This window comes from Chryseobacterium cucumeris (assembly GCF_016775705.1).
Lineage (GTDB): Bacteria > Bacteroidota > Bacteroidia > Flavobacteriales > Weeksellaceae > Chryseobacterium > Chryseobacterium cupriresistens.
Map to the genome: position 1 here is coordinate 1,288,774 of NZ_CP068760.1, position 25,375 is coordinate 1,314,148.

General features: G+C 37.0%; 24 protein-coding genes, 1 tRNA gene and 1 riboswitch. Of the genes, 8 read left to right on the forward strand and 17 right to left on the reverse strand.

Annotation, left to right across the window (positions count from 1 at the left end; translation table 11 throughout):
- Positions 1 to 81 precede the first annotated feature (81 nt).
- The 4 genes from JNG87_RS05795 to JNG87_RS05810 form a co-directional block, all read right to left on the reverse strand.
- Positions 82 to 696 carry a response regulator transcription factor gene (locus JNG87_RS05795; RefSeq protein WP_110008794.1) on the reverse strand — a complete coding sequence of 205 codons (615 nt, stop codon included), beginning with the start codon at positions 694 to 696 and terminating at the stop codon, positions 82 to 84.
- Entirely contained in the window at positions 693 to 3,710 is a 3,018-nt protein-coding gene (locus JNG87_RS05800; protein WP_238349678.1) for a sensor histidine kinase, read from the reverse strand. Before JNG87_RS05800 ends, JNG87_RS05795 begins: the two co-directional genes overlap by 4 nt.
- 392 nt (positions 3,711 to 4,102) lie before the next feature.
- Positions 4,103 to 4,516: an NAD(+)--rifampin ADP-ribosyltransferase gene (gene arr / locus JNG87_RS21775; protein WP_343641094.1), complete on the reverse strand. Its 414-nt coding sequence runs from the start codon at positions 4,514 to 4,516 to the stop codon at positions 4,103 to 4,105.
- Between the two features lie 432 nt (positions 4,517 to 4,948).
- Positions 4,949 to 5,022 (reverse strand) — tRNA-Ala (locus JNG87_RS05810).
- Between the two features lie 162 nt (positions 5,023 to 5,184).
- On the opposite strand from JNG87_RS05810, the gene JNG87_RS05815 reads away from it, so the two are divergent.
- A complete protein-coding gene (locus JNG87_RS05815) occupies positions 5,185 to 5,721 on the forward strand; it encodes a GNAT family N-acetyltransferase (protein ID WP_202842367.1) in 537 nt (178 codons plus the stop codon).
- 494 nt (positions 5,722 to 6,215) lie between these two features.
- On the opposite strand, the gene JNG87_RS05820 is transcribed toward JNG87_RS05815, so the two are convergent.
- Positions 6,216 to 7,247: a hypothetical protein gene (locus tag JNG87_RS05820; RefSeq protein WP_202842370.1), complete on the reverse strand. Its 1,032-nt coding sequence runs from the start codon at positions 7,245 to 7,247 to the stop codon at positions 6,216 to 6,218.
- Complete coding sequence (gene pnuC, locus JNG87_RS05825; RefSeq protein ID WP_202842372.1) at positions 7,234 to 7,830, reverse strand: nicotinamide riboside transporter PnuC; 597 nt, start codon at positions 7,828 to 7,830, stop codon at positions 7,234 to 7,236. Before pnuC ends, JNG87_RS05820 begins: the two co-directional genes overlap by 14 nt.
- A 25-nt stretch (positions 7,831 to 7,855) precedes the next feature.
- Positions 7,856 to 7,964, reverse strand: a riboswitch (TPP riboswitch).
- A 122-nt stretch (positions 7,965 to 8,086) separates the two neighbouring features.
- Between pnuC and JNG87_RS05830 the strand changes: the two genes are divergently transcribed.
- Positions 8,087 to 8,548, forward strand: coding sequence for a PA2169 family four-helix-bundle protein (locus JNG87_RS05830; protein WP_202842374.1), 462 nt, complete (start codon positions 8,087 to 8,089; stop codon positions 8,546 to 8,548).
- Positions 8,549 to 8,670: 122 nt separating this feature from the next.
- Here JNG87_RS05830 and JNG87_RS05835 read toward each other — a convergent pair whose 3' ends face one another.
- The 3 genes from JNG87_RS05835 to JNG87_RS05845 form a co-directional block, all read right to left on the reverse strand.
- Positions 8,671 to 9,282, reverse strand: a complete 612-nt coding sequence (locus tag JNG87_RS05835; protein WP_202842376.1) for a DUF4142 domain-containing protein — start codon at positions 9,280 to 9,282, stop codon at positions 8,671 to 8,673.
- Between the two features lie 129 nt (positions 9,283 to 9,411).
- Positions 9,412 to 10,020, reverse strand: coding sequence for an alpha-ketoglutarate-dependent dioxygenase AlkB family protein (locus JNG87_RS05840; protein ID WP_062670013.1), 609 nt, complete (start codon positions 10,018 to 10,020; stop codon positions 9,412 to 9,414).
- Between the two features lie 225 nt (positions 10,021 to 10,245).
- Positions 10,246 to 10,818, reverse strand: a complete 573-nt coding sequence (locus JNG87_RS05845; RefSeq protein WP_202842378.1) for a ferritin-like domain-containing protein — start codon at positions 10,816 to 10,818, stop codon at positions 10,246 to 10,248.
- Positions 10,819 to 11,005: 187 nt separating this feature from the next.
- Here JNG87_RS05845 and JNG87_RS05850 point away from each other — a divergent pair, with 187 nt between their 5' ends.
- Both JNG87_RS05850 and JNG87_RS05855 read left to right on the forward strand, forming a co-directional pair.
- Positions 11,006 to 11,773, forward strand: a complete 768-nt coding sequence (locus JNG87_RS05850) for a succinate dehydrogenase/fumarate reductase iron-sulfur subunit (RefSeq protein ID WP_202842380.1) — start codon at positions 11,006 to 11,008, stop codon at positions 11,771 to 11,773.
- Positions 11,774 to 11,796: 23 nt separating this feature from the next.
- On the forward strand, positions 11,797 to 12,801 hold the full coding sequence (locus JNG87_RS05855; protein ID WP_202842382.1) for an NAD-dependent epimerase/dehydratase family protein: 1,005 nt from the start codon (positions 11,797 to 11,799) through the stop codon (positions 12,799 to 12,801).
- A gap of 18 nt (positions 12,802 to 12,819) precedes the next feature.
- Here the strand turns inward: JNG87_RS05855 and JNG87_RS05860 are convergent, their stop codons facing one another.
- From JNG87_RS05860 to JNG87_RS05875, 4 genes are read right to left on the reverse strand one after another with little or no spacing between them, the layout of a single operon-like run.
- Complete coding sequence (locus JNG87_RS05860) at positions 12,820 to 14,292, reverse strand: alpha-amylase (RefSeq protein WP_202842384.1); 1,473 nt, start codon at positions 14,290 to 14,292, stop codon at positions 12,820 to 12,822.
- An 11-nt stretch (positions 14,293 to 14,303) separates the two neighbouring features.
- Entirely contained in the window at positions 14,304 to 15,056 is a 753-nt protein-coding gene (locus tag JNG87_RS05865; RefSeq protein ID WP_202842386.1) for an SDR family oxidoreductase, read from the reverse strand.
- A 31-nt stretch (positions 15,057 to 15,087) separates the two neighbouring features.
- Complete coding sequence (locus tag JNG87_RS05870) at positions 15,088 to 15,657, reverse strand: CinA family protein (RefSeq protein ID WP_202842388.1); 570 nt, start codon at positions 15,655 to 15,657, stop codon at positions 15,088 to 15,090.
- A 29-nt stretch (positions 15,658 to 15,686) separates the two neighbouring features.
- Positions 15,687 to 16,082, reverse strand: a complete 396-nt coding sequence (locus tag JNG87_RS05875; RefSeq protein WP_120230957.1) for a low affinity iron permease family protein — start codon at positions 16,080 to 16,082, stop codon at positions 15,687 to 15,689.
- A 374-nt stretch (positions 16,083 to 16,456) separates the two neighbouring features.
- Here JNG87_RS05875 and JNG87_RS05880 point away from each other — a divergent pair, with 374 nt between their 5' ends.
- On the forward strand, positions 16,457 to 19,066 hold the full coding sequence (locus JNG87_RS05880) for a TonB-dependent receptor (protein ID WP_202842390.1): 2,610 nt from the start codon (positions 16,457 to 16,459) through the stop codon (positions 19,064 to 19,066).
- 90 nt (positions 19,067 to 19,156) lie between these two features.
- On the opposite strand, the gene JNG87_RS05885 is transcribed toward JNG87_RS05880, so the two are convergent.
- Positions 19,157 to 19,738 (reverse strand): YdeI/OmpD-associated family protein, encoded by a 582-nt coding sequence (locus JNG87_RS05885; protein WP_202842392.1) that lies wholly within the window; start codon positions 19,736 to 19,738, stop codon positions 19,157 to 19,159.
- 162 nt (positions 19,739 to 19,900) lie between these two features.
- Here JNG87_RS05885 and JNG87_RS05890 point away from each other — a divergent pair, with 162 nt between their 5' ends.
- Positions 19,901 to 20,527, forward strand: a complete 627-nt coding sequence (locus JNG87_RS05890; RefSeq protein WP_202842394.1) for a hypothetical protein — start codon at positions 19,901 to 19,903, stop codon at positions 20,525 to 20,527.
- Here JNG87_RS05890 and JNG87_RS05895 read toward each other — a convergent pair whose 3' ends face one another.
- Both JNG87_RS05895 and JNG87_RS05900 read right to left on the reverse strand, forming a co-directional pair.
- Positions 20,528 to 21,010, reverse strand: a complete 483-nt coding sequence (locus JNG87_RS05895; RefSeq protein WP_202842400.1) for a MarR family winged helix-turn-helix transcriptional regulator — start codon at positions 21,008 to 21,010, stop codon at positions 20,528 to 20,530.
- A gap of 2 nt (positions 21,011 to 21,012) precedes the next feature.
- Complete coding sequence (locus JNG87_RS05900; RefSeq protein ID WP_202842402.1) at positions 21,013 to 21,501, reverse strand: GNAT family N-acetyltransferase; 489 nt, start codon at positions 21,499 to 21,501, stop codon at positions 21,013 to 21,015.
- Between the two features lie 168 nt (positions 21,502 to 21,669).
- On the opposite strand from JNG87_RS05900, the gene JNG87_RS05905 reads away from it, so the two are divergent.
- The gene (locus JNG87_RS05905) at positions 21,670 to 22,650 is read left to right on the forward strand and encodes a BtrH N-terminal domain-containing protein (RefSeq protein WP_202842404.1); all 981 of its coding nucleotides are present in this window, start codon (positions 21,670 to 21,672) and stop codon (positions 22,648 to 22,650) included.
- A gap of 192 nt (positions 22,651 to 22,842) precedes the next feature.
- Entirely contained in the window at positions 22,843 to 23,733 is an 891-nt protein-coding gene (locus JNG87_RS05910) for a C1 family peptidase (RefSeq protein WP_202842406.1), read from the forward strand.
- Between the two features lie 191 nt (positions 23,734 to 23,924).
- Here JNG87_RS05910 and JNG87_RS05915 read toward each other — a convergent pair whose 3' ends face one another.
- Complete coding sequence (locus JNG87_RS05915; protein WP_202842408.1) at positions 23,925 to 25,340, reverse strand: efflux transporter outer membrane subunit; 1,416 nt, start codon at positions 25,338 to 25,340, stop codon at positions 23,925 to 23,927.
- Between the last annotated feature and the right edge of the window lie 35 nt (positions 25,341 to 25,375).

Genomic DNA, 25,375 nt, shown 5'->3' on the forward strand with positions numbered 1-25,375 from the left:
TCACCAAGCGTAGAAAAAAACTAAGCAAATTGTAGAAAATTTTCTACACTCAAAAAATTGTTTTATTCATAAAATTCAGTATCAGGACATGTAAGCTTCATACAGTTTAATAAGATCAGCCAGATTACTTGTTTTCAGTTTTTTATGGATTCTTTTTTTATAAGTACTAATTGTAGACATTTGAATATCCATCTCATTTGAAATTTCCAGGTTTCCGTTTCCTTTTACCATGAGCATAAAAATTTCATATTCCCTTTCTGATAAACTCTTTACAGCATCCAGTGCGGACGGCTGCAATAGCTTATTGACAAATCCATTAGGATAATAATTTCCTTCTGAAAACATCTTCATGACTGCTTCAGAAATTGTATCTACTTTACTGAGTTTATTAATGTATCCATCTGCCCCTTCTTTGATATATTGTATGGCTATTTCCTCTTCATACGCCGAAAAAACAAGTATTTTCAAAGCAGGATCAAGCTGTTTGATTTCTGAGATCATTTTTTTGTTTCTGCTTTCAGGCATATTAATATCCAGAATAAGCAGATCAAATTTCTGTCTGGAAATTTTATCGAGGGCTTCAGGATAATCTGAAGCGGTATCTATCAGTACATCAGGAATGCGTGCTTCTAAAATGATAGCGGTTCCTGTTAATACAATATCATGATCATCTGCTATAAGGATCTTTTTAATCATTTTTTCGATTTTTTTATAATTAATTGGAAAGAAGTGCCTTTGTTCTCGTTTCTTCTGATTATAATTTTACTTTCCAGCATCTGGAGCAGCTGCAGGATGAGATGAAGTCCCATACCATATTTCTGCAATAGCAGCTTTTCATTTTCAATATTCTCCTGAAGTTTGGTATAATATTCAATTTTATGGTCGTCCATTCCGATTCCTGTATCTGTAATTTCCAGAATAACAGTTTCCGGCTCATCTGCCCCGATGATTGTAATCGTTCCGTTTCTTGTATATTTTACAGAATTATCCATTAAATTATGAATAATCACAGCAAGAATATTTTTACTGATTTTCACCATTAATTTTTCATCTACATTATTAACAATTGTCGTGTTGTGATTGGCTGCAATCTCATCAAAAAGGATTTTCTTTTCCTGCACCAGATCATAGAAAGAATACAGCTCTGTTTCATCAGTCCTGTATTCATTATAAATATCAGCATACTCTTTCAGTGTTTTTGTAAAATTGTACAGCTGGTTAGATGATTTGTAAATAGAATTAAGAATTCTTTCAGTACGGTATGCATTCTTTTCATCATAGTCCAAGGCTTCTTTGCTGGTTAAAGCAATAAATTTCAATGGTGTGGTAATATCATGGGTAATTGTTCCGATGAGCTTTTTCTGCTGTTCAATTTCTTTTCCCAGCTTTATCTGAGTGATTTCCAGATTTTCTACAGTTTCTGAAAGAGTTTTGGTTCTTAGGCGGATAATTTCTTCCAGCTCACGGTTTTTCTTTTTATGAAAGCTCGTCCTCCATCTTACGGATACATACAGTAAAAGAAGAAAGATAAAAACAATCAGTAGTTTAAACCATAATGTCTGATAAAAAAAGGGAGGAATGATAATTTTAATTTTTTTGAAAACGTATTCCTGCTTATCAGAAACGAGCATCCTTACGATAAGAAAATGGGTGCCATGGCCAAGATTATTGAGTAAAAATTTCCGGTCTTTTCCTACAGACAGCCATTTATTGATGCCATCGTCATCCAGTTTTGCTTCAATGACAATATTATCAGGGTTTGCATAGTAAGGGACATCGATAAACAGTTCAACCTGTCTGTTCTCCTGACTCAGTTTCAGAATATTTGTAAACAATCTTTCTTTATCATCAACGAGGACTCTTTCTATATACATCGCTGCGGGATAATAACTTTTAACTTTCAGCGGGTTAAAAAATACCAGTCCGCTTAATGAAGGCAAAACAAAATCTCCGTTTTTCAATTTGTTGCTATTGATATTACTTCCTCCATTAAACTCGTTGGTACTAAAGCCGGCTTCTTTTGAATATCTGTAATAGTTCAATTTAAAATTCCTGTTTTGCAGGTATTTTAAAAGCATGCTTTCTCTTATTTTATACAAGCCATTATTGGTTGGAATCCAGAAGTAACCATTAGGATCTTCCATCAGGGTATGCGGTGACAAAAGATTGCCTTCAGAATCACCCGGCAGCTTTATAAGACGGTTGTTTCTTAAAAGATAAAAACCTTTTCCAAGAGTGGTTACCCATATATTTCCGTCTGCAGTAAGTACAATATCACGAACTGATAATTCATTTTTACCGTTTAAACTATAGATTTTGTTATGATTGACGGATATTTTATACAATCCTTTTATTGTACCAACCAGAATATCTCCTGCTTCTGTCAATACCATTTTGGTAGGTTCTTTGGCAAACAGGTATTTTTTCTTTAATGACTTAAAAGGCCAGTTTTCATAAATGCTTAGTGTACCTGTGAACTCGGTATTTCCTTTTTTTTGTTTCACTGCCAGCACGTAATATTTCCCATTGGCAAAGAAGAAATCATTCACAGTGTCTTCTCCGGTGGAAATGCTTTGAAAATCTGTAAAATCAGACTTTTTACTGTATACAAAAAGAGTTTGTTCTCTCCGGGTTACAAGATTGCCCTGTCTGTCAAAATTTAAAAAGTACGATATACTTTTATCGAAGTTTTTGCTTTTAACCAATCCATAGCGGTTGTAGATTTCCCCTGCAGGATTAATTACACACGAATCATTATAAGGCTGGATCGCATAAAAAACAGCTGATGATTTTGGGATGTTCTTTTTCGAAGAGGTAAAATCTGTTAAGCTCACTATTTTGAGCCCGTCTGTACTGCTTCCAAGGTAAAGTTTTTTATATTTTTCATCATAATAAATGCACATCAGATTACTTTCGTCTATATGATCCAGCCGGATCAGTTTTGATAATTTAAGCGTTCCGCTATTGTAGATGCATCTGTAAAGGATATTATTATTCAGGACAAATCCTTGTCCATTGGTTCTGTTCCAGAAAATTTTGCTTCTGACATCCGCTACAATGGGCAGATCATAAGAACCGGTAATTTTCCCTTCTTCTATTTTTTTAACTTTTTTAGCATTCCGATCAATATAAAACAGAATATCTCCTATTGTAAAGGCATTTGGATCATTTTTAAAAAGCGGCTTCACGTCAAGTTTAACCTGTGATTTTGAAAGAAAATCTTCATAAACAAAGGAATTCTGTGTGATAAAATACCTTCCTTTTTTGAAGTCCATAAAAAAATAGACTCCCGGAGACGGACTGTAGCTGTAATTTGAAATACACAGATGATAGTTGATATTCTCCCTAACAATAATTGTTGGACATCTTTTTATGTTTTTAAATACTTTTGGAATTTTTTGATGGATTAAAACCGTTTTTCCATCATCTACCGCCGTAAAAATACTGTCCTTATCAGCATCACCATAAAAATAGGTAAACCGCTGGCTATTGAGTGGAAATTTTTTATGAACAAAAAAATTAAGCCCGTCATATCTTACAATTCCGTTTTCTGTAGTCAGCCAGATAAAACCATATTTATCTTTTATAATATCTTTTACACTATTCTGAGGCAGTCCGTTATCTGTATTGAAAAACTGCACCGTGTATTGTTGAGAATAAAACAAAAGAAAAGCAAACAGAAAACCAACCGTAAGAATATTTCTACACAAAACCAATCATTTTTACCAATAGTGTAAAGATAATTTATTTAAAACACTTTATTGCTAAAATATAAGACATTACCTATAAAGTAGGTATTTTTCATGCTAAATATTTCCACAGACCGTAAATGAAGTTCAAAGATCCCTTGTCTGGTTGATATCGGTAATCGCAAAGCCTTATGTATTCAAAACTGTTGATCACAAATCGGCATTTCTGGATTTCAGAAGTATATCTGGAAATAGGAATGATTTTAATAAGTTGCCCGATAAAGTATTTGCCGCATCAGAAAAGAAATAGTAAAAATTGGGCTATTGATCTCCGAAATAACGGAGGTGGAAACTCTATGCTTATTGATAAAATCTTGGAATATATTAAAGATCATCAAAAATAAATGCGGAGACTAATTGATAATCTCCCCATTATGGTTTTCCAGCTTTTCGCGGAATCTCTGAAGATCTTCAGGAGCTGGTCTGGTCCAATCTGTCACTTCTCCGATAATTTTCAAAGGCATTTCGGAACGATAAGAGCGGGTGGGATTTCCGGGAAATTTCTTATCGGTAACATTGGGATCATTCTCAAAATTTCCTGTTGGTTCTACAATATACACACGTTCTGTACCCTCTCCTTTTGCTAATGCAGCAGCGAGTCCTGCTCCGTTTACCAAAGCGGTAAAATAGATATGATTCATTTTCAGGTCAGACTGATAATTGGAACTTCCACCTGCTTTCAGTAAATCTCCAATTTTTAAATCTGCTTTTGTTCCGTGATAAAAAGGTCCTTTATCGGACGGATGGTTTTTTAACTGTAATGCCAGTTCAGCATTCTTTTTTGATATTTCTGTATCTCCCGACTTCTCCCAGCATTGAGCAATGTTCTGATAAAGAGCAGGCAACGCGCTTTTAACAGTGTCATCATTAATTTTTAAAGCAAATTCTAAAGAAGTTTCAAGCCATTTCAACTGATCCTCAGTTGTTTTCTGGTTACGTGACAGATAATAAGCTGCCAGAAACTTTTCGTGGTCATCCGTAGCTTCTTCCCAGGCTTGCAAAAATAATTCACCTGCTTTTTCATGCATTCCTTTGTCTTCAAAATTCATTCCTTGCAGACAAAGCTTAATCACAGGATTAAAAGGAGAAAATTCCATGTTTGATTTTTTATTTCAAATCTAGTGTATTCTGTTGGAATTACCGGGACAAAACATCAACCACAAAAAAGAGCTGTAACACATTATATTACAGCTCTTTAGTGGAGAATACGGGATTCGAACCCGTGACCTTTTGACTGCCAGTCAAACGCGCTAGCCAACTGCGCCAATCCCCCGTATTTTGTTTTTAAAGCGGTACAAAAGTAAGTATTTAAATGGTATTTGCAAATATTTTATCGTTTTTATTGAAATAAATTAGCTTTAATCTTCATAAAACTTGAATTGCCCATTGAATAACTACCAATTACCACTATTTTTGTCCGAAATTATATTACCTTATGCAGCTCTACACAGAAAGATTAGTTCTACGGGACATTACGATTGAGGATCAACAAGACATTTTCGACTACCGTTCCGATGCTGAAGCCAATAGATTTCAAGGCTGGATCCCTGAAACGCTGGAAGAGGTGGAAAATTTTATCCTGAGAAATACTAAAGAATTTAACCAGCCTGAAAGCTGGTATCAGCTGTTAATTACGGATAAAGAAACAAAAACGGTTATCGGAGATATCGGAGTTCATTTTACCGGAGATGAAAATGCACAGGTAGAACTGGGAATTACATTAAATACGTCTTTTCAGGGAAAAGGATATGCTTCTGAGTCTTTAAAAGGCATCATAAGTCACCTGTTTGATGATTTACATAAACACAGAATTACAGCGTCTGTGGATCCGGACAACACAGCTTCTATTCTATTGATGGAAAGAATCGGTTTACGAAAAGAAGGTCATTTTGTAAAAAGTCTGTTCTGGAAAAATAAATGGGTTGATGACGTTATTTATGCGATTCTTCGGGAAGAATGGCCTGCCAGATAAGAATACAACTCCTTTCCGGGGATCAATATCACCATCAACAGTTCCGGCCATCTATTTTTACAAAAGTAACAACAGAAATCAACTTACAGTACTGTATATTTTTCGTAAAATGGAGTGAGTTTTGTTCTTACGATAATTAAAGTGACTAAGTCATTGCATATTAAGCAGGATATGATCATTGTCCTGTACCATTCTTTAATTGTAACCGTAATCCAGTTATCATTTTCTACCAATGGATACCTCTCTTTTTTAAAATACATAATTACATGATCCTTCCTCTTTCCGTTGAGTGAAAATAAGTCTTTCATAATGTTTTTGTAATCTGGTTGCTCTTATTTTAGCAGGTGTTATGTTGGGCTTACTTCAGGCTTTAGTTTATTCCAAATATAGTGAAATAATTAAAATTTATTGTACAATATTCACCGTAAAGAATATTATTAACAAAATATTCACATAAAATACTTATTAAAAGAAATATTTTCTGAAACTTTAACTCAGAAAGAAAAGTCCAGATCATCTGCAGAAGGCCTGAAATTGGAATGCATAGCCGCGGTAAAATAATCGCAAAATATCTGGTACACTGCAGAATCAGTATCTGTAGCCCGGATTCCCAGCTGTGTATAAACAGTAAGGATCTGACGGGATAATTTTTGAACCATCTCTACTCCATACTGATGAATCACGTGTTGTTTATCCTCCGGAATCTCTTTGTGATCACCGAGTATATGTTCTACTTCTCTGGCTATGCTTAATACTTTTCCCAAATGTTTTTTAACAGACTCTGCGAAACTTTTGAAATGGATCTCAGGACGAATATATTCTGCTTCTTCAATAAAATGAGAAGCCATTCCCAAATAGTTGACCAACAGTGTCAAGTCTGCAAAAATCCGAAAAGGAATAGTGTCCAGAATATCATTCGTGAAAAAAATATCGTAAACAAAGCTGTAATCTTCACTGACAGTGACATTTTTAATGGCAAAGGAATAGGTTCCGCTGGCTTTCATTCCCATAGATTTCCAGTTGGGAATAACCTCAGCGTGTTCTTTCGAAATAATAAATGATCGAATTATTCCATTGCCATGACCATCCATTAAAGGTTTTCCGTTTTCTGTAATTTTTGCATTCAATGTAAAATGGGTAAGATGAGGTGCTCCTGTTGCAAAATTCCATGAACCGTTGATCAGATAAGTGCTGTCATCCTGTTTTTCTGCCGTCCCGCCAACCATTCCGCTTCCTCCAAAGCAGGTTTCAGAATGAGTGAAGAGTAACTGAGCAATTTCAGGCTTGATATTTCTGGAAAAGTAATTGGCACCGGCACAAAGTGTCAGCATCCAGCCAAAGCTTCCATCGGTTTCTGCACAGCCAAATAAGGCGTTAAGTCCTTCTTCAAAACGATAGCCGAGTCCTCCATATTTTTTGGGGACCCATATTTTAAGCAGTTCTTCTTCACGAATATGCTGCATTACTTTATCAGAAATTACAGGGGCTCCATGAAGTTCCCGTCTGATCTCTTTAGTACTCAGCATTAGCTTTCGATTTAATAATTTTTTGCCACTCTATATATCCGGAAATGGCTACTAAAAATAAGAATGACATCAAAACAGCATAGAGATACAATTCTTTATGAATCATTAAAGGAATAGAAATGATATTACTGACATTGAGTATCACCCAGTTTTCAATTTTCCGTCTCGCCATCAGCCACATTCCCGCCCAGGCAAAAGCACTCACCAGAGAATCCCAGATAGGAACATCCGAGTCTGTAAAATGGGTCAGAAAAGACCAGAATAAGATAAAAGTTCCCAGAACAATTCCTCCCGTAATCCATTTTTCTGTGGTGGTGGTAACAGAGATTTCCATTTCTGATTTCTGCTTTCCGAATTTCCAATATAACCATCCATAGATGCTCATGATCAGATAATAAAGATTTAAGGTAAATTCAGCGTACAGCTTGGAAGTAAGCATCACATACAGCGTAAGCAGAATACCTGCAATTCCGAAAAGATAGTTGTTGACATTGTTTTTACGGGCCAGTAAAACCTGGATTACTGAAAATAATACTCCGAACCATTCCGGTAAGGTAATTTGTTTTAAAATGTCCTGCATCATATTAATTATTAGAAATCAAATGATGAGATGATCAGTAAGCAATCCCTACGCCGGCATTATCCGGATCAGGTGTGGAAATACATTCCTGGGTATCATCTCAGCCACCGTTATCTGTAGCACCCCATTGTTGGGCAAAGGTGCAGCTTTTTGTTGAAAAAAGAAAGGACTTTAGCCTATTATTTTTGAGATATGATCAGGATTATAAAGAGTCCGTCAGGTAAGTTTTAATTTTATAGCTCACTTTAAAAATTATATTATGGATCATCAGCAGGAAATATCAGTACTTAATGACTTACTACACATTACCAACGACAGAAAGGAAGGCTTTGAAAAAGTTGAGGGAAAAGTATGGGAAATGTATCCGGATGTAAAAGATGAGTACGAACATATGATTTCGCAGTCGAAAATCATGAAAAATGAACTGATCAACCTCATCACAGAAAAGCAAGGCACTCCGGAGGACTCAACGTCCATGGCAGGAGCTGTTCACAGAACTTGGATTGACATTAAAAATTCTTTTACCATGGGAAATCTCATAGAATCTACATTAGAAAATGTGGTATTTGGCGAAAAAGCAGCTATTGAAGCTTATCAAAATGCCCTGGACACAGGTGAGCTCAGCCCAAAAAGTACTGAGATTGTGTCTGAACAGCTTCGTATCCTTAAAGATTCTTACAGACAATTCAAGAAAATTGAAGAATATAAAAAGAAAGAATAATCAAAAAACTCCTCTTAAAAAGAGGAGCTTACTATAATCAAGAACAAAATAATATTTAATCAATTCAAAATTATTAAATATTGTATGCTCATACTTATGATGCAGGTCATAAAAACTCAATATTATTTGACCACATTTTTAGCTTTTTCCGATTCCTGCAAATGATGTTCAAGTGTCGGAAGGGTTTTCGCTGCGAAAGATTTTAATGAGGCTTCTGTTCCTTCTGACACCTCTTTTTTGAATGCTTCTACATCTTCCTTGTGGTCACTGACCATTAAATCTGTATATTTTTTGTCAAAGTCTTTACCTTTCTTAGCTTTCAGGTCATCATACATCTTCTGCTTTTCGGCATCCAGACTTGTGGGTAAGGTATACCCTATTCCTGATGCCCAATTCTTAAGCTCGTCGTTCGCTTTGGAATGATCGGTTACCATCATTGCTCCCAAAGATTTTACCACTGAGTTTTCAGCGTTTGTTGCGGCCAGTTTTCCCATCATTACCTCCATCAGTCCTCCTATGGCTGCAGCATCCGCAAACTTTTTGTCCTGATCGCTGAGAGTACTTTTCTGATCTTTGGTGTCTGACATTTTGGTGGAGTCGCTTACCGTCATCCCGGATTCTGCAGGGGCAGACATTGTGGTACTTTCCTCAGATTGACTCGTGGTTGTCGGTTCGTTTTTTTTGCAGGCCGTTAAAGCAGCTAATGCAAAAATTGTTACTACAAGATTTTTCATAATAATAAATTTTAAGTGGTGATATTAATGAAGTCAAACAATGACTTTGTTTATAAATGCAACAATTTATCTGCCAAAAACCGATTACAACACTTCTAACCTAATCATAAAACATTATGAATAAATACCTTACAACTTATTAACCAACCGGAATGTAAGATTAATACGCTCCTTCATAGCGGTTAGAGACTTGGCAATACGATGTTCCCAGTTTTCCTGAAGGTCTCCTTTCATAATCAATAATGATCCGTGAGGAAGAGGCAGGCTGTATTTACTCTGATGATGGTCTTTTTTCCTGAAATCAAAATTTCTGGTCTGCCCCAGACTTACTGATGCAATCACCGGACGTTTCCCATATCTGCTTTCCTTATCCCGATGCCAGGCAACAGAATCGTTATGATCTCTGTAAAGGTTCAACAATACGGAATTGAATTGATAGCCAAATGTTTCTTCTATTCTTTGTTTTAAAGAAAACAGTTCGGGTGTCCAATGATGGGCATCCAGTTCATTGTCTGAAGGATAGGCATTTTTCTCATCTCCATACCAGGCGGTTAAGCGAGGTGTGAGAACCATCTTATCATACATTTTCTGGGTACGTTGTTTCCAGGGAGCTGTTTCAAGCAGATGAATTTTAAGGCGGTCAGCTTCTTCCTGATTCAGGAAATGTTCTCTGTATTCCAGAAGGTCTTTTGGAAATTCGTACAGATCTGCTGAGTCGAACAGGCTAAGTTGGGTCATTTTTAAACTTTATAAATGGTAGAATACAGTTTTCTTTTACAGTATAAGAGTTTTGTTATTCAATTACAGTTCATTTAAAAAAACTAAATTGATACAAATTATATCCACAAATATACTACAACTGATACAAAATCAACCAAGATAAAAATGTTGCATTTTAAACCTTTCCGGATTTCAATAAAAAGGAGACCTGATTTTTTCAGGTCTCCTTTTTAAAGATTGTATTTACATGGCTTTGCTGTTAAGATTGGTATCAGCAACTTTTGTAAGCAGTTCATCACATTTTTTTTCTTCTTCCAATGTGCTTAAAAAGTTTTTAAGACACTCTTCTTCCTTCAATACTTTTGCGAATGCTGCCAGTGTTCCATAAGTAGCAATTTCATAATGTTCAACTTTTTGCGCTGCTGCAATAATGCCCGCATCTCTTACTGCTCCCGGTTCTGTCTCTTCCATAATGCTCTTTCCTTCATCCAGCAATCCCTGCATAGCATCACATTTTTTTGCCTGGGCTTTTTTTCCTAATGCTTTAAAACATTCTTCCAGTCTTTCCACATGGCCTTCCGTTTCTGTGATGTGCTTATCGATGCCTTGCTTAAGCTTTTCACTGGTTGCATTTTTCATCATTGCCGGCAGCGCTTTCAATAGTGCTTTTTCAGCCCAGTAAATATCTTTCAGTGCATCTTCAAAAAGATCTTCCAAACTTTTGGCTGCATTTTTTTTAGCCGGAGTTTTTGCTGTTGTTTTTGCTGTTGTCGTTTTTTTGGCTGGTGATTTTTTGGTTGCCGTTTTAGTTTCCATAATATAATAATTTAGTGTTTGATTGGTGATAAATCTGCAACTATAAGACCATTTTTACCTGAAATGCCAAGATGTGGTATCTAAAATTATCAGCCTGAATATCTATTTTAAGATATAATATGAGAAGACTCATAAACATGAAAGTGCTTTTAGATGTACTTTTAATATCACTAAATCAATAATTAACATGGGAAAAAGAACCACTTTAAATCTTACGCTGAAAATCTGGCGGCAGAAAGACAGAAAAACAAAAGGAAAATTTGAAATGTATAAAGTATCCGGTATTTCTACAGATTCATCCTTCCTTGAAATGCTGGATATTCTCAATGAACAGCTGATTGATGAGAATAAAGAGCCTGTAGCTTTCGATCACGACTGCCGGGAAGGAATATGCGGAATGTGTTCTCTTTATATCAACGGAAGAGCACACGGCCCTGATACAGGAATCACAACCTGCCAGCTCCACATGAGAATGTTCAATGATGGCGAAACAATAGTTATTGAACCCTGGAGAAGTATTGCCTTTCCTGTCATCAAAGATCTCATTACAGACCGCAGTGCTTTTGACAGAATAATGGCTGCCGGAGGGTTTATTTCTGTAAATACTTCAGGGAATACATTAGACGCCAATGCGATTTTAGTTCCGAAAGAAGATGCCGATAAAGCCATGGATGCTGCAGCATGTATCAGTTGCGGAGCTTGTGTTGCCTGCTGTCCTAATGGCGCTGCAATGCTTTTTGTGGGAGCAAAGGTTTCCCACCTGGCATTACTTCCGCAGGGAAAAGTAGAAGCAAAAAGAAGAGTTCTGAACATGGTTCAGGCAATGGATGATGAAGGTTTCGGAAACTGTTCGGTAATCGGAGCCTGCGAAGTAGAGTGTCCGAAAAATATATCACTCGATAATATTGCAAGAATGAACAGAGAATATATGTCTGCCTGGATCAGTAAACCATAACCAATAATTTTAAACCGGAAACCATGGTATTAGTAACCGGAGCCACCGGAATTCTTGGCAGGGTAATCGTTCTGGAGCTTCTAAAAAAAGGCAGAACGGTAAGGGCATGCAAAAGAAAGTCAAGTGATCTCGAAGAGGTCAAAAGATCACTAAGTTACTACACAGAAAATGCAGCTATTCTTTTTGATAAAATTGAATGGGTAGATATCAGCCTTGATGACAAAAAAACCTTACAACAGGCGCTGCAAGGTGTAAAGGAAGTCTATCATTGCGCTGCTAAAGTGAGTTATGATCCTGATGACAGGGAAAAGGTAGAGCGTGTGAATGTGGAAGGAACACAAAACCTCTTAGAATGCTGTAAAAATTCAGGAATCAGCAAGTTTCTGTATGTAAGCTCTGCGGTTATTTTTAAAAAGGAAAGAATGGATAAGCCTGTTGATGAGCACTCTCCTCTTATTAATGATACAAACAATACAATATATGCTGTTTCCAAATATAAAGCTGATTCGGCTGTTTGTAAAGCTTTTAAAGAAGGATTGAATACCATTATCATCAATCCGGGAATGATCATAGGAAGCGGAAACTGGGATAAAAGCAGTGGAAAGTTCCTGCAGAATTTTATAAGGAGTTTTTACACTTTTTCAGGGCAAGCCGGATGTGCAGATGTAAGAGACGTGGCTTTCATTGCTACAGCACTAATGGATAAAAATGTTTTCGGAGAAAGGTTTCTTATTGCCTCTGAAAATATAAAATACAAAGAGCTGTCTGCTATCATTGCCGGGAATCTGCATAAAATAGAACCATTCGTATTGCCAAAAATTTTCTTAAACATAGGAAAATTCCTGAATATACTTTTGGGAGGGTTAGTGCCAAAGCTAAGGATGCTGACCACCCAAAACATTGAATTTCTAACCTCATCCCAAAATATATCCAATAAAAAAGTTGCTACTCTGCTGAAATACCATTTTATTCCGGTTAGAGAAAGTCTTTTATTCCATATTGATAACTTTCTCAGCGAAAAAAAATAGTTCTTCGATATTATAATTTCAGTTTTTTTTCACCCATACACTTACCGAACCAGGATTTACAGTAAACACCGCTTTCCCGTTTTTATCTGTATAAATTTCTTCATGACGGTTCTTTAAAAAATCGGTATAAACCGAATCCGCATGTTCTTTTCCCAATTCTATTTCTTTATAGCCTTCTTCGCTATTAGACATGATTACAATGCAACCCGGATGCTTTTCATCTCCTTTCCGTACAAAAGCTACGCAGTTCGGATGATCAAAATAATCGGTCTGCTTACCGTATGCAAAAAGCTTTCTTACTTCAAGCAGACCGGGAAGCTCTTCAACCTTCGGCATGATGATATGCACTTCCTGCTCATCCTTTGTGTCGATATAATCTGCACCAAAAAGATCGGGATAAAATATGCAGGGATAAGCTTCATCGGTAAGAAGAATAATAGCATAAGCCAAGGGTTTGAACCAGTCTTTCACCGCAGATTCAAGAGCCTGAAGCTGCTGTGTATCATGGTTTTCAACAAAAGAAACTGAGAATACCGGTTTCTTCTCCAGGAAGCTTCCTTTTAAAATCCGGCTCATATCGTAGTCTTTACCATCCTGTGATGCTTTGAAGAAATTATAATGCAGCGGAGCATCAAAACAAGAGATAAGATCAGACATTTTATCGGAAAAATACTCAATTTTTTCTGCCTCGTCTTTCCAGAATTCGCCCAAAACAAAACATTCAGGATTCACTTCTGTTTTAATATAGGAGATCCAGTCTTTCAAAAAGTCGGAGGAGATATGTTTTAAGGCATCCAATCTGATTCCGTCTACTTTCGTTGTTTCCATATACCATCTGATCCATTTTTTCATTTCCTCCACAACATAAGGATTACGGTACTCTATGTCAGCTCCCATCAGATAATCATAATTACCGAACTGATGACTTACGGCATCTGTCCACTCCTCACCATATTCATTATGGATTTTAAAAACACCCTTCATCTCCTCTCCTTCTCTGATCACATAATCAATACCGCTGAAACAGTGATGATCCCATATAAAATCCGAATACACTCCTTTTCTTCCCGGAAAAGTAAATTTCGTATAGGCTGAAACCTCCATATTTTCAGAGATTCTTTCATTACGGTTTTCTTCATTCAGCTGATGTACCATAATCTTTTCTTCTTCATCTCCTCCCATCCTATGGTTTAAAACAATATCTGCATATACAGACATTCCCGCTTCATGCGCTTTCTCTATAGCCATTAAATATTCAGCTTTCGTCCCGTACCGGGTTGGTATGCAACCTTTCTGATCAAATTCTCCCAAATCGTAAAGATCATAGACATCATAGCCACGGCCTTCCCTATTGAGACTGCATTTATTGGCAGGAGGAAACCATACGGCAGTAAATCCCAAATCTCTTAAATATTCTGCTTTTTCAGCAAATTCATTCCATAGGTTCCCGGGATGATACCAATGGAAAAACTGAATAATAACTCCGTTCATATCCGTTAAGATTAACCGTTAACAATTAAACCTCCATTAGGATGAAGAACCTGTCCCGTTATCTGTGATGAAGCATCTGTGGCAAGAAATAGAAAACTTGCTGCCACTTCTTCGGTAGAAGCATTACGTTCTAGCGGCGGTTTATTCTGACCTTCATCTTCTTCCCCGAATGTTTTTTCCGTGAGCGGCGTAGCTACCGGTCCGGGTGCAACAGCATTCACCCGTATTCCTTTAGGTTTAGCCTGCAGTGCCAATGAACGGGTGAACGAAACGATAGCGCCTTTGGTGGCTGAATAATCCAGTAATTCTTCATGTCCCAGATAGGCAGTAGCTGAAGTAGTATTGATAATAGAATCCCCTTGTTTTAAATGAGGGAATACGATCTTTGTCAGAAGGATCATTCCAATAATGTTGGAATCGAAAGTCTTGCGGATATCCTCCTCTTTAAGATTTTCTATACTTTCACAGGGAACCTGGGTTCCGGCATTATTGATCAGGATATCTATTCCGCCCAGTTTGGAAACGACTTCATTAACAACAGATTCACAAAATTTGCTGTCATTAATATCTCCTTCAAACGAAAGAACTTTTCTTCCTGTTTTTTTTATTTCATCCACTGTTTTCATGGCATCTTTGGCATCATGATAGTGTATGAAGGCAATATCAGCTCCTTCTTTAGCAAATAAAAGAGCGATGGCTTTACCAATTCCGCTGTCTGCTCCTGTAATAAGAACAGATTTATTTTTCAGTTGTAAATCTTTCATAGTGTGATTATAGTTTATTATTGAAATAGTTTTATTCTTTGTTTTTCCGGTTCTTATCCAGTTCCAGCTTAAAACATCCCAGGATGAATTCACTGTAATAGAGCTGGGCATTAACAGGCTTGGTTCTGGAATGCAGATCTAATTTCTCTGAAAGAACCACTTTTCCTTTGTGCACAATGGCAAAGTAAGCGAAGAGCTTCCCTTCTGATTCTTCCACCGGAGTGGCATATCCTGTTACTCCAATAGACCAGTCGGTTTTGTATAGTTTACCTGCCTGCAACGCCATTGTCTCAGCAATATGAGGAGATACAGAGTTATATTGTCTGGCTTCCAGAGCATCTACATCAAGAAGATTTACCTTTTCTTCTAAAGTGTACGCTGTCATGCCGCCTTTAAAAAATTGAGAGGCATCCTTCATCTGGGAAAACGAAAACTGCAAAAATCCGGCTGTAACACTTTCAGCCGTTGAAACGGTTTCCTGTCCGGAAAGAAGATACTCTCCGATACGTTTAAACAGTTTCTCGAGTTCTATGACGAAATACACCAGGGATTTCACTGACAGTGAATCAGCGTGGGCAATTTGAGAAGATTTTAAAATCATGCTATATATATATTATAATAGTATTAAGACTATTTTTGCACGGGATCCTGTGAATGTTCTTTTTCTTGAGATAGTTGTCCAAGTTTCTCATAATATTTGTGAAGCTTGTCCAGTTCTTCTTCCGTCAGATCTTCTATATCCACCAGCCTGTTGCTGGCCTTTTCATAGGATGCTATCAATTCGTTGAGTTTTATCTGAATAGCCTTAGAGTCTTTATTCTGGGTTTTTTGAATCAGAAATACCATCAGGAAAGTAATAATAGTGGTACCGGTATTGATAACAAGCTGCCAGGTTTCTGAATAATTGAAAACAGGTCCGCAAACAGCCCACACAACTACCAGTAAACTGGCTCCCATAAAAGCACCCGGACTTCCGGTTATACAGACAACACGATCTGAAAACCTTTCAAAAAAATTTTTTTTCATAAATAATACGATTTTGAATAAAATGGTAATACAAGTTATCAAAACAACAGTATAAAAATTATGATTCAAGTCATCTCTGACTTTTAATACATAGCTATTATTATAGTATATTTTCCAAGAATATTTAGTTTTATTTAAAAATATGGAGAAGCACATAATTATTTTTATCCGTTAAAAACAAGGCCTTTTTTTGATCAATCTCTTTTGTAACAAATTGTAAACGAAAGATGTGGAATAATTAACATATTCAAAAAAGCGGGAAATAAAGCATATTCAAAAAACTGAATAAAATCACTTCGTTAAGATTTAATACTTAATTAAAAAATAATTATCCATCTTTGCAGCCTTAAAAATCAAACACGCTAGTTTATTTCATGAGCATTACTTTTAAAAAGCGACTTATTATAGCGCTTGTATTACCTACGGCCGCCATATATTATGGGCAGAATACGAAGGATTCTTTAGAGAAATCCAAATCTATTGATGAGGTTATGTTGGTAGGTAGAAACCTTTCCCAAACAGCCAAAGAGAGAAAAACACCTGTTGCGGTTTCCAACATTAAGGCTGCAGAAATTCAGGAGAAACTGGGAAACAGAGAATTCCCTGAAATTATGAAGTCTACTCCATCCGTTTACGTGACGAAAGTAGGTGGAGGATTCGGAGACAGCAGAATCAACATGAGAGGTTTTGATGGTGCCAACATTGCGGTAATCATCAACGGACAGCCGGTGAATGACATGCAGGGAGGTACCGTGTATTGGTCCAACTGGACCGGTTTGGCTGATATTGCCAGCAATATTCAGATCCAGAGAGGATTGGGTGCTTCTAAATTTGTAGTACCTTCTGTTGGAGGAACCATCAATATTGTAACCAAAGCTACCGATTCTGAGCAAAAAGCAATGATCAAAGGAGAAGTCGGAAACGATAACTACTCCAGAATTTCCGCCATGTACTCATCAGGGTTAAAAAACAAGTGGGGAACAACCGTATTGCTTTCCCGCTGGCAAGGTGACGGATACATCAACGGAACCAAAGGAGAAGGTTATTCATGGTTTTTCTCAACAGGATTTAAGCCTAATGAAAAACATGCGTTCAATTTAATTGCAACCGGAGCACCACAGGTACACGATACGAGAAGATCTTCTGCAACTGGAGCCAATGTTGCCACTTTACAGCAATTTGAAACGTACGGAAGAAGATATAACCCTCAAACGGGAATGCTGAATGGTTCTCAATTCAATTTAGCTCCTAATTTCTATCATAAGCCTATCGCTTCTTTGAACTGGGACTGGACCATGAATGACAACCTGAAGTTATCTACAGTGGTTTACGGCTCATGGGGACGCGGCGGCGGCGGTACCGGACTTAACGGTTCTATCAAAAACGCTGCAGGACAAACCATGAATTTCATGAATTATGGTGCAGGAGGAGACGGTACCATCAACTGGGATATGATTTACCGTTATAACAGAGGCGGTATGGTGACGGATTATAATGGAAATACCTTCCAGAAATCTACCTTTACGGCACCTGCAGGATCTCCCGGTGATTATAACGGCCAATATGTCTCTACTCTGAACGGAACCACTGGTATCGTGAGAAAGCAGAGTATCAATGCTCATGATTGGTATGGTGTAATTGCAGACCTTAATTACAAAAAGAACAACTGGACTTTCAACGGAGGTATCGATCTTAAAACGTACAAAGGAGCATTGTATGACATTGTAACTGATATGTTAGGATCTGATGCGCTATTTGTTCCTTCTACAGCCAATGCGCCAAAAGGATATTATATTAATCAAACCGTAAAACCGGAACCGCTTACCAAGCTTAAAGATGCTCAGAAAGTATCCATACACAACGAAGGTCTTGTAAAATGGGCAGGGATCTACGGAATGGTTGAGTACAGCTCCGAAAAGTTAAGTGCATCCGTTCAGGGATCTGTTTCCGAGCAATATTACAAGAGACGAGATTATATGCTGTACACTCCAGGGAACCAGGAAACAAAATGGTATCACAAAACAGGTTATATTGTAAAAGGAGGTGCCAACTATAATATTGACGATCACCACAATGTATTTTTCAATACTGGAGTTATTTCAAGACAGCCTTTATTCAATGCTTTATTCCCTTCAAACCAGAATATTTACAATGATGCCAAGAATGAAAGGATCTTCTCTGTGGAATTAGGTTACGGTTTCAAATCCCGTTATGTGGATGTGAACATCAATGCGTACAGAACACAGTGGGATGACCGATTCATTTCAAGAACATTCAATGCTACGGCTGCAGATGTTGCCAAATTCTCTCAGCTAACCCTTGGAAATGCTTATTTCTATAATGCATTGAACGTTGGGCAACTACACCAGGGAATCGAATTGGAAGCAAAAGCAAGACCTTTCGCTAACCTTAGACTGAGAGGAATGGTATCATTGGGGAACTGGAAGTACAAAGGAAACGCTAACTTCAATATTCTTGATGTTCAGAACAACCAGGAAATAGCAGGAGCAACCGGAATGATCAATATCAAAGACCTGAAGGTTGGAGATGCGGCCCAGACAACAGCAAGCATCGGAGCAGATTACAATATTACCAAAGCTTTCAGTATCGATGCCAACTGGGAATATTATGACAAGCTGTATACTCAGTTCAACCCGATCAACTTCCTTACTGAAGCGGCAAGAGAAAAAGGAATTGTAAAACTGCCAAGCTATCATTTATTTGATGTAGGAGCTTCTTACAAATTCACGCTTGATGCAAAAAAATCTTTGACATTGAGAGCAAACGTATACAACTTATTCAACAAATATTATATTTCTGAATTAAGCTCCAATATCTTTGCAGGCGATAAAATTGCCAATGGTCCGGATGCCGGAAAAACGTATCAGGAAGCTGGCAGAGTGTATCAGGGTGTTGCAGACGGGAATACAGGATTCCTTGGTTTCGGAAGAACCTGGTCTGTTGCAGCGACTTTGAGATTCTAATACAATATCATTTCAATAATGAAACTATTAAACAGGCTGCTCCTTTTTGGAACAGCCTGTTTTTATATCTATTAATCATCAATAAGAAAATTAAAAGTTTTTCGGCTTCCTGTTCTGAGCGGCCTGTCTCGCGATTTCATCTATACGGTTTTTTCTCGTTTCCGGTCTTTTGGCCAACACAATCCATTGCAGCATCATTTTTTTTACAGACTTGCTCAAACTTTGAAAAAAGGCTTCAGAACCTTCATGAATTTTAAATGCTTCATTCAGATCTTCCGGGATTATCAGGTCTTCCACACTGTCTAAAATAGTCCAGGAGCCGTTTTCTTTGGCAATTCTGATGGTTTCAAATCCCGCTTTCATCATCAGATTACTTTTGATCAGCTTCTGAACCTTCTCTTTATTGATTTTAGACCATGTACTCTTCGGCTTGCGTCTGCTGAATAACTGCATAAACGAGCCTTCATCAATAGTCTTTCTTGTGCTGTCAATCCAGCCGAAACAAAGCGCTTCATCTACCAGTTCGCTCCAGGAAACATTGGGTAAATTGGATTTTCTGGTATTGCAGATCAGCCATACCGATTGTTCTGTATGATGATTCTCTTCCAGCCATTGCCGCCATTCTGCCCTGGTATTAACATTGAAAGTTTGTTTCTCTGCAATTTTTCCCATAGCTTTTATTTTATTGATGATGTAAAATTAAAATACTTTAGTGACAATAGTTTGTCAGTATTAAATATTTAATTTCATAATACGCAAACTTATCTTCAAGAAATAAATTATAAATTAGGCAAAATAAATCATTAAAAAACATTCTATTTTTTTCACTTGGATATGGACAGAGAAACTATAGATTATATTATCAGATATTTTAGCAAATTAATGACCAAGGATGAAGCTTTAGCACTGAATCATCATATGTATACTTTGAAGAGCTCTGAAAATACACGTATGAGAAATATAATGATTGAGCGAGGCTGGATAAATTCTGATCCTGAAGTCATACAACTATTAGAACATGGATATGAAGTTTTTGAACAAAATGTTGTAACCCGGATCATGAAAGAAACTCCTGAAAAAGTTTTTTTCAACAATTGTCCTAAATGCCACAAACTAGCCCGTACTCCACGTGCAAAGCAATGCAGATATTGTGGATATAACTGGCATCATTTAACGGTTGCTCAATTTCAACTCAATAATACATTTCAAGTTACAGGAAGAATTTTTTTCTTATTAGGACAAATTGCAGAAGGTAAAATAAAAGAAGGACAAAGAATAGATTTAAGAATATTGGGTCTTAATAAAAAGCCTAAAATTCAATCCATTGAATTTGCCCTTACACGTCAAGACGGAAAAGCATGGGAAGATATTGCACTGGGTATAGCTGAGTTAACTGCAGAAGATAAAGAATATTTAATAGGTATCACACCTGCCAGAGATCCGCTTGACATCATAGAATAATTATTTTTTCACATTCTTCACCTGCAACGCTCTCTGATAAAAAGACTGATTGGCAATTTTCTCTTCTGCTTCATCAATCGCAGCAAGCAGATTATTTTGATTGTCTGCGATATCTCCCAAAACCTGTGACATCAGTTCCCAAACGGGTTTCATTTTTTCAATGAGCGCCTGCCCTTTTGAAGTGAGTTTAAAAAGCCTTTTGCGTTCGTCCTGTTTATCTTTTTCCCATTGGATCAACTCCTGCTTTTCAATTTCTTTGAGCAGTGTTATGGTGGACGGATGAGTATAACCGATCTCGTTGGCTATTTCTACTACACTTGCTATTTCTTTTTTATAAATGGTAAAAATAACCGGAAACCATTTCAGCTCAAAATCGATTCCAAATGCTTTATAGATCAATGCTCCGTCTTTCCTCAATTGTTCACTGAGGCGGTGCAGCCTTGTGGATATGGCAAGAATTCCTGCTTCGTTGATTACATTCATATTCAGTCAAGATTTAAGTGGTAAAAAACATCATCGGCACTCATTAAAGGAAATTTTACGGGAAGATTGCTTTTCTCAATCTTTACAAATTCATTCCTTTCATAGAAACGCTGAGCTGCTTTCAGTACCGTTATGGTTCCCAGATATAGATCATCAATTCTGTTTTCACGGCAGAAAGAAATTAAAACTTCCAGTAATTTCTGGGCAATATTCAGTTCTTTTCCTCTGAATTCCTTTTTAACAAACATTTTTCTGATGGCTCCTGCCCTTTCGTCAAATTTAACCAATGCTATAGAACCTACCAGCTGATTATCTACAAAAGCACCCCAAAAGTTGCCTCCGGCTTCCATGTAAAAACTTTCTATCTGCAAAAGATCAGGCTGATCTTCTATGGTAATCGGAATATTAAACTCTTTTTGCTGGATCGTCAAAATCAGATCAATAGCCTGTTCCGAATAAGAATTTCCGATGGGTTGTATTTCTAATTTCATAGTGTTTACCTTTTAAAGTACAAAACTACGTAGTTGAATACATAAATACAAATCAATTCTTCTTTTTAAAAAATTTTAACACTAAATTTTCAAAGCCGGAATTTCTACATGATGATATTTATGTAATTTCCTCAAAAAAATAATACCATTCAAAACTTCACTTTAAAAATGAAAATAGAAAACATAAAACCTTTTAATGGTCAGCATTGTGAAACGACCGCTACGGGAACATTATTACATCAAATCGGGATCGAACTTTCCGAACCAATGCTTTTCGGATTGGGTGAAGGGCTGGGTTTTATCTATTGGAACATGAAAACAATGGACTTCCCTTTCATTGGAGGAAGGATAAAACCTGACCTGCTCACTCAAAATTTAGCCAGAAATCTGAATCTGGAATTAACCATAAAGGAAACTTCTTCACAACAAAAGGCCTGGGATCAGGTAAAAGAACTTCTCGATGACGGACAGGCAGTAGGATTGAAAATGGATTGCTATCATCTGGAATATTTCTCAAATCCTTTCCATTTTGCAGGACATTATGCCGCCATTTATGGTTATGATGATGAAAATGCTTTCCTGATTGATACCAGACAACAAGGCGGACAAGTACAAACATCTTTAAAAAGTCTGGCTATGGCCCGTTCTGAAAAAGGCCCGATGGCTTCCAAAAATATGTATTATACCCTCAGGAACACAGACAGAAAATTTGATCTGGAAAAAGCCATATCCGCCGCAATCAGAAATAATGCGGCCGAATACCTAAATCCACCCATTACCAATATTTCTTACAAAGGGATTTTAAAAACAAGTACTGAAATTGTCAAATGGTTCAATACAAGTAAAGATATTGAAGGAGAATTTAAGCAAGCGGCTTTACTAATGGAAAAAGCAGGAACCGGAGGTGCATTGTTCAGAAATTTATACCGTGATTTTTTGAAAGAAAGCTATGAACTCCTTCAGCTTGATCCTTTAAAATCAGGCTATGAAGCCTTCACTGAAATTGCCGGACTCTGGACAAATGTGTCTCAGCTGTTTGAAAAAGTAAGCCAGACAAAGGAAATTCAATATATTCATCAGGCTTCGGATATTTTAAAAGAGATATCTGGAAAAGAAAAAAGAACTATGGAGATATTGACAACTTTATAGCTGGAAAAGAAACGGGTACTCCTGTTATAATAAATTCACAAAATAATGAATAATATTAACACCCATCAACAAATCGATAAATAAAAACATACAAACACATAAAAAAAGCTAAAACAATAGATTATTAGTAAATTATATCGCGATTATATGAAAATAATTTATATTTTTATATAATAAATTTTAAATAATACAATGATGAAAAATCTAAAATTAATTGCAATCGCATTAGGGATGCTATCTCTGTCTTCATGTAACAGAAATGAAGAAGAACAAAATACTCAGCAGCCTAAGCAGGAAAATCAGGCAATGCGTTCCTTAGGAGCAATCCTGGTAGATGACAAAACTTACAGTTCATTTGCTAAAGCTGATATAGATGCATTAGCTATGAAATTCAAAGGCAAATCGGCAGAAACGCTTATAGCTTCTATTCCATCAAGTTATACCATACCCAACACTCCTCCAATAGCAAATCAGGGACAGGAAGGTTCATGCGTTGCATTTGCTACAGCTTATGCCGCTGCAAGTATTCTGGAATATAATTTTAAAGGAATAACAAACCCAAGAAGTCCTGAGTACGTATATAATCAGATAAAAGTAAATGGCTGTCCTAATGGAACCTATGCATCCAGTGGATTAAATTTAATAAAAGATCAGGGAGTTTGCAGCTGGGATGAAATGCCCTACACAGATGTAGAGTGCTCTACACAGCCCAATGCAACACAAAAAAGTGCAGCAAGTACTCATAAATTTACAACCTGGGCTACTGTAGATAAGACCAATATCACCAATATAAAGACACTTTTAAGCATGAATTTACCAATAATTATTACGGTGACGGTAGATGGAAGCTTTGATAGTTTAAGCTCGGCAAACAATTGGATATGGAAAAGTCATTCTGGTGCTGTAAGAGGAGGACATGCCATTTGTGTAGTGGGTTATGACGATGCTAAACAAGCTTTTAAAGTACAAAATTCCTGGGGTACCACATGGGGAAACAATGGATTTTTCTGGATAGACTATGCATTTTTTGCCAAGGCTAGAAAAGGAGCTATAAATGAATCTTATGTAGCCTATGTTCAATAAAAATTAACTTTGAGTAAGTCTCCTATGTTTGTATTGTCAGATATAGGAGACAGTCTCATTTTTATACTTTTAAAACCTGATCATTTATTTTTTACAAATAATAACACTGGTAAAATCAGATTAATATTGTCAATAAAAAAACGTATGCCATTCCTGACATACGTTTTTATGATATTACATTGCTGAAGCGGTTATTTCCAGCCTCCGCCCAAAGCCTGATAGAGCTCTACGGCTGCTTTCATTTTACTGTATCTTGCATTGGAAATGTTAAGTTCTGCATTCAATGAATTCACACTTGCATTCAATACTTCAAGATAGTTGGCCATCCCATAGTTCACCAGCTCCTGGGAATAGTCAACTGATTTTTTGTAGGCATCAAGTTCTTTTTGTTTCAATTCAATGAATGAATCCTGAACAGAGAAAACCCTGATGGCATCCGAAACTTCTTTTCCGGCAGTCAAAACTGTTTTTCTGAAGTTAAGATAAGCCGTTTCCTGATTGGCAAGACTTACGTCATAGTTGGTCTGAATCTGTCTTTTATTTAAAATCGGCTGAGCCAGTCCCGCCACTACATTTGCGAATAATGAATTTACACTGAATAAGTGGTCAATATCCACAGACTGCAATCCGCCGCTTCCTGTCAGTTTTAAAGTAGGATAAAACTGAGCTTTGGCAGCATTCGTCAGTTGGAAAGCATTCATTAAGTTAAACTCTGCTCTCATTACATCCGGGCGGTTGGCCAGAAGCTGAGTCGGGTAACCCAGTTTTAAATCGATCGGAAGTTTCTGCCCTTCCAATGTAGATCTTTCTATAGAATGAGAAGGCTCTCCCATCAAAAGGCTCATTGTATTTTCGAGCAGCTGGATCTGTGTATCAATATCAATCAGTAATGATTTGGCATTGAAAACAAGCGCTTCGCTTTGCTGAACTGCTACTTCAGTAAGAGACCCGGAAGCTTTTAAAGCTTTTGTGGCTTCAAGATTTTTCTCCCTTACAGCAATTGTTTCCGTGATAATTCTTTTCTGGGCATCAAAAGTCAGCAACTGATAATACGCAGAAGCAATGGAAGACACCAAGCTGCTTTTAACGGCTTTATGAGCGGCAACAGTTCCTAAATAAGTCGCAAGCTGGGCTTTTTCCTGTGCTTTCAATTTGCCCCAGATATCAGCTTCCCATCCGATACTTGCCGTAATGTCAAACTGGTTTACATAACGTCTTTCTCCGATGATCTGTCCAAACTGGGTATTGATAGACTGGGTCTGAAATGTATAGTTGGGTCCGATAGAAAGCGTCGGCTGATACGCTGCCTTACTCTGTTTAAGATAGGCTTCCGCAGAATTAATACTTTCCAAAGCAATTCTGATATCAAGATTGTTTTCCAGTGCCTTGGAAATATGCCCCTGCAATATCGGATCAGTGAATATTTCTTTCCATGAAATATCTGCAATATTCGTGCTGTCCGAAGGAAGCATGTCTGTACGAAAAAGCTTTTCGTCTACAACATTTTTCGGTCTTTCATATTCTTTTCTCGCCATACAGGATGAGATGGCTCCGAGTATGAAAACTGAAAAAGTGATCCCTTTTATGATGTTTAATAAACTCTTCATTATTTTTAATTAGAAGTTAGAGTTTAGAAGTTAGA

Coding starts and splice junctions, on each gene's coding strand:
- JNG87_RS05860 (WP_202842384.1), bottom strand. CDS start 14,292: ATGAACGGAGTTATTATTCAGTTTTTCCATTGGTATCATCCCGGGAAC.
- JNG87_RS05845 (WP_202842378.1), bottom strand. CDS start 10,818: ATGGAAACTAAAACGGCAACCAAAAAATCACCAGCCAAAAAAACGACA.
- JNG87_RS05885 (WP_202842392.1), bottom strand. CDS start 19,738: ATGGGAAAAATTGCAGAGAAACAAACTTTCAATGTTAATACCAGGGCA.
- JNG87_RS05880 (WP_202842390.1), top strand. CDS start 16,457: ATGAGCATTACTTTTAAAAAGCGACTTATTATAGCGCTTGTATTACCT.
- JNG87_RS05895 (WP_202842400.1), bottom strand. CDS start 21,010: ATGAATGTAATCAACGAAGCAGGAATTCTTGCCATATCCACAAGGCTG.
- JNG87_RS05855 (WP_202842382.1), top strand. CDS start 11,797: ATGGTATTAGTAACCGGAGCCACCGGAATTCTTGGCAGGGTAATCGTT.
- JNG87_RS05835 (WP_202842376.1), bottom strand. CDS start 9,282: ATGAAAAATCTTGTAGTAACAATTTTTGCATTAGCTGCTTTAACGGCC.
- JNG87_RS05830 (WP_202842374.1), top strand. CDS start 8,087: ATGGATCATCAGCAGGAAATATCAGTACTTAATGACTTACTACACATT.
- JNG87_RS05815 (WP_202842367.1), top strand. CDS start 5,185: ATGCAGCTCTACACAGAAAGATTAGTTCTACGGGACATTACGATTGAG.
- JNG87_RS05820 (WP_202842370.1), bottom strand. CDS start 7,247: ATGCTGAGTACTAAAGAGATCAGACGGGAACTTCATGGAGCCCCTGTA.
- JNG87_RS05795 (WP_110008794.1), bottom strand. CDS start 696: ATGATTAAAAAGATCCTTATAGCAGATGATCATGATATTGTATTAACA.
- JNG87_RS05900 (WP_202842402.1), bottom strand. CDS start 21,501: ATGAAATTAGAAATACAACCCATCGGAAATTCTTATTCGGAACAGGCT.
- JNG87_RS05910 (WP_202842406.1), top strand. CDS start 22,843: ATGATGAAAAATCTAAAATTAATTGCAATCGCATTAGGGATGCTATCT.
- JNG87_RS05850 (WP_202842380.1), top strand. CDS start 11,006: ATGGGAAAAAGAACCACTTTAAATCTTACGCTGAAAATCTGGCGGCAG.
- JNG87_RS05840 (WP_062670013.1), bottom strand. CDS start 10,020: ATGACCCAACTTAGCCTGTTCGACTCAGCAGATCTGTACGAATTTCCA.
- JNG87_RS05865 (WP_202842386.1), bottom strand. CDS start 15,056: ATGAAAGATTTACAACTGAAAAATAAATCTGTTCTTATTACAGGAGCA.
- JNG87_RS05890 (WP_202842394.1), top strand. CDS start 19,901: ATGGACAGAGAAACTATAGATTATATTATCAGATATTTTAGCAAATTA.
- JNG87_RS05870 (WP_202842388.1), bottom strand. CDS start 15,657: ATGATTTTAAAATCTTCTCAAATTGCCCACGCTGATTCACTGTCAGTG.
- JNG87_RS05915 (WP_202842408.1), bottom strand. CDS start 25,340: ATGAAGAGTTTATTAAACATCATAAAAGGGATCACTTTTTCAGTTTTC.
- JNG87_RS05905 (WP_202842404.1), top strand. CDS start 21,670: ATGAAAATAGAAAACATAAAACCTTTTAATGGTCAGCATTGTGAAACG.
- pnuC (WP_202842372.1), bottom strand. CDS start 7,830: ATGATGCAGGACATTTTAAAACAAATTACCTTACCGGAATGGTTCGGA.
- JNG87_RS05875 (WP_120230957.1), bottom strand. CDS start 16,082: ATGAAAAAAAATTTTTTTGAAAGGTTTTCAGATCGTGTTGTCTGTATA.